The sequence below is a fragment of the Microvirga sp. CF3062 genome (genome assembly GCF_036314045.1).
Taxonomy (GTDB): domain Bacteria; phylum Pseudomonadota; class Alphaproteobacteria; order Rhizobiales; family Beijerinckiaceae; genus Microvirga.
In genome coordinates this window covers 217,922-228,397 of record NZ_JAYGGN010000007.1, presented here as the reverse complement: position 1 = coordinate 228,397, position 10,476 = coordinate 217,922, and the positions used below count along the sequence as shown (strand labels likewise).

Genomic DNA, 10,476 nt, shown 5'->3' with positions numbered 1-10,476 from the left:
AGGCTCATAACCTGAAGGTCACAGGTTCAAATCCTGTCCCCGCAACCAAACACTCAAAAGCCCCCGCACGTGATAAACGGCGGGGGCTTTTGCTTGGACAAAAGAACAGAAGAAATCTCTAGGCCGCTATCGTCGACAAAATCGCTCTAGCAGTCCAGGAACCTCCCAGCCTGCAACGGCCTCAGAGTAGAGAAATCCCTGTGCGTAATGGCAGCCGAGACGCTTGAGGCGCTTCTCCTGATTGCGTGTTTCGACCCCTTCAGCCGTGATCTTCATGTTCAGGCTTCCACCGAGCCCGGTGATGGCTGCGATGATCGCTTCATCGTCCGTACTCTGATCGAGATCCTCGACGAATGTCCGATCGATCTTCACGTGGTCGACCGGGAAGTGTTTGAGATGCATGAGAGACGCATAGCCGGTTCCGAAATCGTCCAGGGCGATGCTGATGCCGCTGCTGCGAAACTGCCTGAGAACTGCCGATATGCAGTCGGAGCTTCTGCCCAGCAGAACCGTCTCGGTAATCTCGACTTCAAACGCCTCGGGCTGAACCTGCGCGCTCTGGAGAACCTCAAGAACCTCCTCCACCAGGCGCGGTTGGCTGAAATCGGCGGACGAGAAGTTCACGGCAACGTGCCCGAATGGCAGATTGTCACCGCTCCAGCGGCGCATGTCGGCAGCAACCTTCGCAATCAGCTGCCGCCGGATCGAAGGAGCGAGATCCGCGTCCTCGAACGCTGCTCCAAAAAAGGCCGGTCCTAAAATGCCTTTGGTCGGGTGCTCCCAGCGCGCCAACGCCTCGAACCCGACGATCCTTCCGGTCGAAAGGCAGATCTTGGGCTGGTAGAATGGAGCAATCTGGTTTCGGGCCAGACCCTCGCGCAGTTCGGCTCCCAAGGAAACGCGCTTTTCGATCTCGCGTCGCATGGCGGGAGAGTAGGTTAAGATGCGGTTCCGGCCCTGCGCCTTGGCGCGATAGAGGGCGATGTCGGCGCTTTTCATCAATCCTGCAGGATCGGAGTCGTGGTCCGGAAATGCCGCCACGCCAATACTGGCCCGACTGGAGACGATGCGCCGCTTGTAGGTGAACGGCTCGCGCAGTGCCCCAATGATGCGCTCCGCGAACTGTGCTGCCTCGCCCAGCGTCGTAGGTTCCACAAGAAGCACGGCGAATTCGTCTCCACCAAGTCTTGCAACCGTATCGGATGGACGCACAAGTCTGGCGAGGCGACGGGCTGCCTCCTGCAGCAGGGCATCCCCGGCATCATGACCGAGGGTGTCGTTCACGTCCTTAAAGTCGTCGAGGTCAATCAGGAGGAGGCTGACGCTTGTGCTGCTGAACTTGGCATCCGACAGAGCCTGCTCAAGACAGCGGTAGAACAGCCCTCTGTTCGGGAGCCCGGTCAAGGAATCGTGATTGGCTGTTCGCCAGATCTCTTCTTCCGCCGTTTTTCGGTCTGTGATGTCGAAAGTGACGCCGACCACACGATCGGGGGAGGCGAGCTCGGCGCGCGAGCCGAACCAGAGCATCTTTCCGCTCGGCAGGATGTACCGGAACTCGGACGTGTAGGAGCCCTGGGTTTTCACCACTTGGGCAAAGTGCTGGCGCAGAACCCGATCCTCGGGATGCACCTTGTCGAGAAACTCCGCCAGCGGGCCGGAGCCCACCCCGAGAAGGGAGACGGCATTCTGGGAGCGGGTGATGTAATCCGTACGGAGATCTTGTTCCCAAGCGAACATGCGCCCTGCATGAAGGGCGAGCCGCAGCCGTTCCTCGCTCTCCCGCAGTCTCTCCTCAACCTGCTTGCGGTCGTGAATGTCGGCTACGCTGCCTACCCATTCGCGGATTGTCCCGTCCGGATTGCGCAGGGCAACCGCATTCGCGAGCATCCAGCGGTATTCACCGTCGGCAAGCTTGATCCGAAACTCGTTCTGGTATGGGGACCCTGAAGAGACAGCCCACAACCATGCGGCCTTGACCCTGGCCAAGTCGTCGCGGTGAACGAAGTCGAGCCATCCCTGACCCGCATATGCATCGCCGATCAGGCCACCGATCTCGAGGGTACCGTCGAGATGCGTCAGCATTCCATCAGGAGCGGCAAGCCATAGGACGACGGCGCTCGCCTCCAGGAGAGCCTTATACTGCTCCTGCCTCTCGGCTGCGGCGCTCTCGACCGATTTCCAATCCTCGATATCTGTATAGGTGCCGAACCAGCGCTCGATCTCGCCCTGTGAGTTGTAGGAGGGCAGCGCCCGCGCCAGGATCCACCGATACTCACCTGAATGGTGGCGCAAACGGCAGGTCGCCTCATAGGCGTCGCCGGTGCGGGCCGAATGCTGCCACCGAGCCCAGGTCCGGTCGCGGTCGTCGGGGTGGAGCATCTCGATCCAGCCCAGCCCTGTGGATGCTCCCTCAGGCGCACCCGTAAACTGATACCAATGCTTGTTGGAGTATTCATCGTACCCGTCGCCGCGGGCCGACCAGATCATATGCGGCAGCGCGTCAGCAAGCGTTGCGAAGGATCGCCGTTCCTGCGCAACGGTTTGCTCCACGCGTCTGAGCTTGAGCAGGTTCATGACCGAACCGGCGAGAGCCACGAGGGTGTCGGATTGCTCCCGTGTCAGCCCCTGTGGCCTCGGTTGGGTGTCGAGAACGCAGACGGTTCCGAGCGGCAGTCCCTCATCTGTGCAGATGGCGGTTCCGGCGTAAAAGCTAAGCTCGGGTTCGCCCTGCACGAAAGGATTGCAGGCAAAGCGCGGATCTTTCAGCGCATCCGGCACGATGAAAAGATCGGTCTGAAGGATGGCTTGCGCGCAGAAGGCGGCATCCAGAGAGGTCTCATGAAGGTCGACCCCAATCGCGGCCTTGAACCATTGGCGATGTTCATCCACGAAGGTGATCAAGGCAATCCGCGTCTCGCAGACGTGAGCCGCAATCTTCGCGATATCGTCGAAAGCCTTCTCAGGCTCTGTTCCCACAATCGCAAAGCTCTGCAGAGCCGCCAAGCGATCAGTGGCCGACCAGGCCGGGGAGGGAGTCTCGACGACAGGTTTTGTCATTGCCTTGCCGACCCTAAGAACGAGGTTCTGCTGAGGCGGAAAAGGCTAGGTGCCAAGCAATGTAGTGATTTGAATATTGTATCATTTTTAGAGATTTCAGGAGATCTATTAGGACAATACACGGGATTGCTTCCTGAAAGCTGAATTTCGGATGTGACTTATTTTCTACCTCAGCCTTAACCCAGCCTTGAGGAGACGGTTGGATCCAATCCACCGTACGGCTGTTGTGACTTCAGGGTTTGGATTCATCATGATTTGAAAAGCCAGTCCTCTATGGAGATTGCATCCGCCTTCCAGGTCATTCCGTCCGATGATGAAGAGAAACCGGGCGCCTATGCGATCTTTCCTTACGACCGGGATCTGGTGCGACGCTTTCGTGAGACCTTCCCGCGGGCGCGATGGCGCGGCGACGAGCAACGCTGGTTCGTGCCCGGCACTACGGCCGTCCAGCGGCTCGACACCTGGATGGCGCAGGAACTGCAGGACTTGGACCGGCATGCCGATGATAAGGGTCGCGATGCCTTCGCCTTCGAACCTCTGGAGAGCCCCTATCTGACGATCGCTGATGACCTGAGAGTTCGCACGCCCTATTCCCGCACCATCGTGGAGGCGCTCCGGTCCATTCCCTGGGCTCATTGGGATCCGGAGGAGCGGATCTGGCGGGTGCCGTTCCGATCCTACGAGGAGCTGAAAGCGCGCTGGCCCGGCATCGAGGAGGCTGCGCGGCGCAACGAACCTGCTGCCCGCCAGAAGCGGCGTGAGGAGCAGAGGGCTCACGTGCCTGAGGAGACGGCTCGGGTCCAAGCCGAGCGCCGCCGCAGGCGCTATCCCGTGCCGGGAGACGACCTGCCGCCGTTGGGCTCTCCGGTATCGACCGAGCGTTGGGGCGTCGTGGTGTTCGAGGATGTTGAGAGCGAACCCATTCCGGACCCCGGAACAGCCGATCTTTATCCGCATGTGCGGACCGATCCGGCCCGTTACGTCTGGGCCCGCTGGCGCATGCCGACCCTGCAGGAGGTCTATCGCACGAGGCCGTCCCGTACGGGCGAGGATGCCGAGCTTCGCACAAGCCGCGGCTGGTGGTGGGCGAACCGCGAGGAACTGCGGGAGAGGGCGCGCAGGCTGCGCGAGGTGGAGCGGATGCAACGCGCGCGACACGAGGCCAGAAAAGCCTCCGCTGAGGTATGAGTTCAGGCATGAAAAATCCGGGCGTGGAGCCCGGATTTCGAAAAGCGTCGGCTCTGCAGCTATCAGAACGGGATGTCGTCGTCGAAGTCGCTGTGGCGGGAGGCGCCCGCCGGTTCGGGTCTGCGCTCCATCGGCGACGAGCGTCCGAAGTCACCGCCCTTGGCGATCTGGCCCGGCTCTTCCTCGCCGAACTCGGACGAGCCGCCGCCGCGGCTGTCCAGGATCGTCAGCTCACCCCGGAAGCGCTGCAGCACCACCTCGGTGGTGTACTTCTCCTGGCCCTGCTGGTCGGTCCACTTGCGGGTCTGCAGCTGGCCCTCCAGGTACACCTTGGAACCCTTCTTCAGGTACTGCTCGGCCACCCGGGCCAGGTTCTCGTTGAAGATCACCACCGAGTGCCACTCGGTCTTCTCCTTGCGCTCGCCGGAGGCCTTGTCCTTCCAGGTCTCGGAGGTGGCAATCCGCAGGTTCACCACCGGATCTCCGCTGCCCAGGCGCCGCACCTCAGGGTCACGCCCCAGATTGCCCACCAATATCACCTTGTTCACAGAACCAGCCATGATGGCTCTCCACTTCATCTCTCCTGAACGGCTGGGGCATCGAGGATGCCGCACGTTTTCAGGTCGGTTGCACACTCCTGCCCAAGGAGGGCATCACCTATTGTTCTATATTTGTTCCATGTGAAACACAAGTCTGAAGAGAGGTTTGGGTTGTCTCTTACGAAGGCGTGAGGCCATAAAAAAGGAGCGGTGATTTCTCACCGCTCCCAAAATTTATCTATCTAGCTTGAACTCTACTCGGCCGCCTGAAGATAGACCACCTTCGACTGCTCATTCTTCACCTCGCGCAGGGTGCGCGCCATGTAGGTGAGCTGCTCGATGGCCTTCTCGAGGTCGTCCTTGGTGCCGGCCTCGAGATCGTAAGCCTTGCGCCCTCTGTAGAGCCGGTTGACCTGGCTCTCCATCTCCGCGGCGGTTTCGCGGATGCGGTGGACGAGATTGTCTGCGATGACATTGGCGTTGCCGTCGACAACACAAAAGCCGACATCGCTCGCGCGGACCTTAGCCATGGGTTGATACCTCTTCTTGTTGTTTCGTCTCAGGCAACGGCCCGTTCTCCATGCATGGCATAGACGCCGAGCCGGCGGGCCAGAGAGTGTTTCGTCACAGGGCCGATCCAGGGCAGCGTCGCAATAAAGCGCAGCTTGTCTGGACTTGCCGTGTATTCTGCGAACAGGCGCTCACGCTCGCGCCAGATCATGTCGATGGCCTCGGCCTTCGCCGGGTGGCGAAAGCCCACGCGCGCCGTAGAGCCGAAGCTTAGCGCGCGCATGCAACGCTCGAACGTGCGCCGTCCGATGGCCGGCGTCACGCTGGCGTGGCAGACCGTCTCGATCACATGCTGCGCGAACTCGTCCGCCGTTTCAGGCGCCGGCGTCTCCGCACCGGAAATGTTGCCCTGAAAAGCGCTGGCGCCGTTGCGCATCATCTCTTCAAGCCCAAAATTCGGCATTGGCCTCACCGTATGTTCCAGGCCGCCTGCAGCAGCCGAACGAGCTTCGTTCCGGTCTTTCGAATCCGGCGCGGCGTCTGCCACGAGTGGCTGGCGTCGCGGGCCGGGTTCAGGCGTTCGGAACGTTGACGCGGGTTCTTCAACACGAGGCGCGCACCCAATTCGGTACGAATGCGCCAGGCTTCGTCCGGGCTCTGGAAACCTTGACCATTCAAGGGTTTATGCGAGGGGCGCGGCTTCATTAAAATGGGGTTTGCGCCCTCCGGATGCAAGGTGCGCGGGACCGCCGGAACCGAGCCCGCAACAGCTCTCGCGGCCTTCGGCCAAGCCGAGATTTCGCAGCGCGCGACTTTGAGACTCTGTGCAAGATCCACGTCCGCACCGACGCCGAAAACGGAGAGGGCGCAGGTGAAGGCCTCCGAGAACGGTTGCATGCCGCACCAGCTCTTCTCCGCCATGTGCAGCGGCCACGACCACAGACCGTCCTCGCGCCGCTGGCCGAGACTTTCGCGGTCGATGAAATAGCCGGTCGTCTTGTGCTCGAGGCCGCTCTCGCTCAGGAGCCATTCCTCGTTCTCGAAGATCGGTCGCTCTTCCGTCATAGCGCTCATCACCGGATCCTTGTGCCAGGGGCCGTTCCGCACCGCCCTAATGAGGTCACATCCACGACGCATACAGATGATGTGAACAAAGCAAGAACATAGCCTCGACGGGCTGCGTGTCAAGCAAAGTCCGCTGTTTGAGACTGTAATCTTGGAGTAACGGATACTATGTGGAGGGTCGGGTGCCAGGATTGAAGACATCGTCCCCGATCCAGACCAAAAAGAGGTAAAGTCGTTGCGACGAAATATCGCTGACGATAACTGAAGCTCGACCATTCATCTGCAGCGGAGCCGCGAATCCATGACCAGCCTGTCACGTCTCGAAACAGACCAGCTTCGCCGCCTGGAGGAGATGCGCAAGACCTTCGACAAGCTGCGGGCGGAGCGGATCCGGGCAGAGGGCGAGGTCGAGCGTCTGACGCGTGAACTCGACGAAGCGCGTGCTCTCGCTAAGGCCGAGCTTGGCACCGACGACGAGGCGCAGATTCAAAGCCTAATCGATGAGGCTCAAGCACGAAATGCCAAGCTCGCGGAGGAGTTCGGCGTTGCCCTGCGCGAGGTCGAGACGCGCCTCAAGCAACTCGGAGATGAGCGTTGATCTTGGCCGCAGCCACTCACGATGTGACTCGCGCGGAAGCGTTGCTCGCGCGCCTCGAGGGGCGGCGCGATGCCATCCGCGCGCGGGTCGATGAGCTAACGCGCGAGATCGAGTTCGCCAAAGGCCGCCTTGCGGTCAAGGACGAGGTGGAGGCCTTTATCGAGGCCGTTCACGGCTCGGCGAGCCGCCGCAGCCTGTCGGCCTTCGAGACGCTGCTGACGGCGCTCGTGCAGGAGGTGCTGCCGGGCGAGAAGCCAGTGGCCCTGGAGCTCTCGACGGAGCGGGGGCTTGCCTCCCTCGACATCTGCGTGCGGCGTGCGGATGGCTCGCTCGAAGACGTGCTGGAGGACAATGGCGGCGCGCTCACCAATGTGATCGGCATGGCGCTCCGCCTGATCGCCGTGGTCAAAGCGGATGTTGCCCGCTTCCTGGCGCTGGACGAAGCGGATTGCTGGATCGCGCCGGAGCGCGTGCAGTCCTTCTACACGGTGCTGGAAGACGGCGCAGCGCGGCTTGGCGTGCAGTGCCTTGCCGTCTCGCACCATGACCTGTCGCAGTTCTCCGGCAAGTTCCACATTGCACGCATTGCCGGCGAGCCTGCGACCGGCGTGGAGGTGATCTCCTCTGATACGACAGCACAGTGGGATGATGTACAGCCGGGTTTACGCTTCATCCGTCTCGTCAACGTGCAGGCGTACACGGATGCAACGCTGCATCTGAGCCCCGGTGTCAACGCGCTCATCGGACCAAACAACCGCGGCAAATCCACCTTCATCCGTGCGCTTCGCGCAGTGTTCTATGGCGAGGCCCGCGACAGTCTCGTGAGGGCTGGTGCGAAGTCCGCCATGGTGGAGATCGGCGTTGCCGGAAAGCGCACCTTGCGCTTCACGCGCCAGCCGCGCCGCTCGCCGGTCAACATCTGGTCACTGCACGAACCCGATGGCTCCATCGCCGAGGAGCAGGGCATGCGCTACGAGACCGGGGGGCGCAACGTGCCGGATTGGGTGGCCGATCTCATCCGCATCCGTAAGGTCGAGGATCTCGACGTCCATATCGCGCATCAGAAGTTCCCCGTGTTCCTGCTTGGCGAGACACCGTCGCGCCGTTCCGCCGTTCTCTCCATCGGGCAGGAGGCGGGCTACATCCGCGACATGCTCGTCATCCATCGCGAGCGCTGCCGCCGCGACAACGATCTTGCGCGGAACGGTGAGCGGGAACTGATTGCGCTCAGCGAGACGCTCGACGGGCTCGCCGAGCTTGAGCCGTTGAAAGAGAAGCTTACCGCTGCGCGTTGGCAGGCGGAACGTTTAACCACAGGAGCCGCGCGGCTGGAGCGGCTGCAGAGTCATGGGGCGCAGCTTGCCACGATCCGGCGCAGGCTCATGACTGCCGAGGCGCGCGCCCGCATCACGGAGATGCTTCCCCCGGCGGAGCGGCTCGCCGATCTCACCCGTGCGGTTGAGCGCGCCCGCGAGCGCGAGCGCATCGGGCGGCAGGTGCTGCAGCTTGGCCATGACTTGAAGCGCAGCAGAGCGCGGCTGAATGCGCTGCTTGGCCTTCCAGAGGCTGCGCCAGCCCTTGAAAACACCGCTGCGGCACAAAACATTCTGAAGAGGATGAGCGATCTTCGCGCGGCCTCCCAGATCGCCAGAAGCCGCATGACTCAGGTCGACGAGGGGCTGAAGTCCCTGCAGGCCGAGATGGCGCGCCTCGTCGAGGAAACCGGCGGGCTGTGCCCGACCTGCGGCTCGCCTGTGAAGCCTGAGACCCTGCTCGACCACCACACCCATTCGCCCACGGAGCGGCTCAGCGCATGATCCTGACCGGAGATCGTCTTCCTCCTGTTGCCTGCAACGGCATCCTCGTGATCGGGGATCCGCATGTGGGCTCGCGGCGTCCCGGACGGCGCAAGGATGCGGTCTGGCCCCAGGCCGTGCTGGGCAAGCTGGAGCGTTGCGTGACGATTGCGAATGAGCGGCAGCTCGCCGTTGTCATTCTTGGTGATCTCTTCGACCGACCGGTCGAGACCGACATGGCGCTCAAGAACCAGCTCGTCCGCGTCCTGAAGAACTTCTACCATCGGCCTATCGTGAACGTGGGCAATCATGACATTCAGCACACGACCCTCACCGACAGCGACTCGTTGGCGCTGCTGGGCCTGTGCGATGTGGTCGACGTGGTGGCGACATCCGCTCCAGTCGCCGAATTCCAGATCGGCACGCGACGGATCGGAGTCGGCATGACGCCCTACGGCCAAGCCATTCCGACGGATGCGCGCGGCTCCTTTTCGGGCACCGACCTCCAGACTTGGTTCACGCATCACGACATCGCCTTCGACGGCGGTTATCCTGGTGCCGTTCCGCCCTTCGCAGTCGAGGGCTGCGATGTGCTGATCAACGGGCACATCCACAAGACGCAGAAGTCCGTTCTCGCGGGCCGGACACGCTGGCTCAACCCCGGCAACATCACGCGCCAGTCCGTCGACCTCGTCGATCACGTGCCGCGCGCCTGGATCCTCAACGGCGGCGGTGAACTGGAAGCGCAGGCGCTGCCTTTCGAGAGCAATGTCTTCGATCTGACGGGGCGTGTAGTCGATGCGGCCGATGAGGCGCTGGTGGCGCGCGAGGTGGAGAGCGCCTTCGTCACCCTGCTTCAGGCGGAATCCTCGACCGAGCTGAAGCGCAGCGGCGACGGCTCGATCATCCGCGACGAGATCGAGGCCAAGTTCGCTACGGACAACACCTCAGGTGCCGTGCGCGCCATCGTGCGCTCGCTGCTCGGCGAGGCCGTGGAGCGCCACGCCGCGCAATCTTAAAAGGCAAAAGGATCGGCGAAGGGCAGGCGGCGCCGGCGCACCTGCGTTTCGGGCAGAATCGGGCGGCTGATATCGACCTCCACCAAGCCTTCGCAGGCAAGCGCCAGAACGGCCGCGACCCCATCCTGTGTGTTCATGACGGCGCTTGCGCAATCCACGAGCCTCATGGTCCCGAGTTCGTCGAGCTGATGCAGGATGCGCACCCGATCACCTGCTGATACCGGCGTGCGCTTGCAGGCCATGATCAGGCGCATGGTGGTAAAGCGCGGCTCCGCTCGGATGCTGGCCGTCGTTTCGATCAGAAAGGGGCGCCCGTCGCCAGAGGTGATGCCGTGGATCGCAGCAGCCCGCAGGGGATGGTTCAACAGGTCGTCATCGATCACCACGTCGACCAGGTAAGCCGAGCCGTCACGGACGATCTCGAAATCGGCCACATGCTCGACCGTTTCGTCAGCGATGGCGAAGGCGGCAGGATCGGCCGGCGTGCGCAGGGATTCCACATCCGCATCGAGTTCGCAGATCGCCAGGAAATCCGCGATCAGAGCATTGCGCGTGAGCGGCGTGGACGGGCGCTTCGCAGCCCGGCGGGCGCTGCCGCGACGGGCGGGGCGTCGATCCGATAGGTCGAGGATCGCTTGCGCGGACATCCGGTCCTCCAGGGTGGCGGTTGCGACGAGCAGTCAGGCGGCCTCGGGAAAAGGCGC

10 protein-coding genes are annotated in these 10,476 nt (G+C 62.4%); 4 read left to right on the top strand and 6 right to left on the bottom strand.

Annotated features, from left to right (window positions below):
* Positions 1 to 126: 126 nt before the first annotated feature.
* On the bottom strand, positions 127 to 3,057 hold the full coding sequence (locus VB618_RS14655) for a bifunctional diguanylate cyclase/phosphodiesterase (RefSeq protein ID WP_329797444.1): 2,931 nt from the start codon (positions 3,055 to 3,057) through the stop codon (positions 127 to 129).
* Between the two features lie 273 nt (positions 3,058 to 3,330).
* On the opposite strand from VB618_RS14655, the gene VB618_RS14650 reads away from it, so the two are divergent.
* Positions 3,331 to 4,245, top strand: a complete 915-nt coding sequence (locus VB618_RS14650; RefSeq protein ID WP_329797443.1) for a hypothetical protein — start codon at positions 3,331 to 3,333, stop codon at positions 4,243 to 4,245.
* 62 nt (positions 4,246 to 4,307) lie between these two features.
* Here VB618_RS14650 and ssb read toward each other — a convergent pair whose 3' ends face one another.
* The 4 genes from ssb to VB618_RS14630 form a co-directional block, all read right to left on the bottom strand.
* The gene (gene ssb / locus VB618_RS14645) at positions 4,308 to 4,805 is read right to left on the bottom strand and encodes a single-stranded DNA-binding protein (protein WP_329797442.1); all 498 of its coding nucleotides are present in this window, start codon (positions 4,803 to 4,805) and stop codon (positions 4,308 to 4,310) included.
* 233 nt (positions 4,806 to 5,038) lie between these two features.
* The gene (locus VB618_RS14640) at positions 5,039 to 5,314 is read right to left on the bottom strand and encodes a hypothetical protein (RefSeq protein WP_329797441.1); all 276 of its coding nucleotides are present in this window, start codon (positions 5,312 to 5,314) and stop codon (positions 5,039 to 5,041) included.
* A 29-nt stretch (positions 5,315 to 5,343) separates the two neighbouring features.
* Positions 5,344 to 5,757, bottom strand: a complete 414-nt coding sequence (locus VB618_RS14635) for a hypothetical protein (RefSeq protein ID WP_329797440.1) — start codon at positions 5,755 to 5,757, stop codon at positions 5,344 to 5,346.
* A 5-nt stretch (positions 5,758 to 5,762) separates the two neighbouring features.
* Positions 5,763 to 6,368, bottom strand: coding sequence for a hypothetical protein (locus tag VB618_RS14630; RefSeq protein WP_329797439.1), 606 nt, complete (start codon positions 6,366 to 6,368; stop codon positions 5,763 to 5,765).
* Positions 6,369 to 6,660: 292 nt separating this feature from the next.
* Between VB618_RS14630 and VB618_RS14625 the strand changes: the two genes are divergently transcribed.
* From VB618_RS14625 to VB618_RS14615, 3 genes are read left to right on the top strand one after another with little or no spacing between them, the layout of a single operon-like run.
* Positions 6,661 to 6,957 carry a hypothetical protein gene (locus tag VB618_RS14625; RefSeq protein WP_329797438.1) on the top strand — a complete coding sequence of 99 codons (297 nt, stop codon included), beginning with the start codon at positions 6,661 to 6,663 and terminating at the stop codon, positions 6,955 to 6,957.
* 2 nt (positions 6,958 to 6,959) lie between these two features.
* Positions 6,960 to 8,774, top strand: a complete 1,815-nt coding sequence (locus VB618_RS14620; RefSeq protein ID WP_329797437.1) for an AAA family ATPase — start codon at positions 6,960 to 6,962, stop codon at positions 8,772 to 8,774.
* A complete protein-coding gene (locus VB618_RS14615; protein WP_329797436.1) occupies positions 8,771 to 9,772 on the top strand; it encodes a metallophosphoesterase in 1,002 nt (333 codons plus the stop codon). The genes VB618_RS14620 and VB618_RS14615 overlap by 4 nt, the downstream gene beginning before the upstream one ends.
* Here VB618_RS14615 and VB618_RS14610 read toward each other — a convergent pair.
* Entirely contained in the window at positions 9,769 to 10,419 is a 651-nt protein-coding gene (locus VB618_RS14610; protein WP_329797435.1) for a hypothetical protein, read from the bottom strand. The two genes, VB618_RS14615 and VB618_RS14610, sit on opposite strands and share 4 nt — an antisense overlap.
* Positions 10,420 to 10,476: the final 57 nt, after the last annotated feature.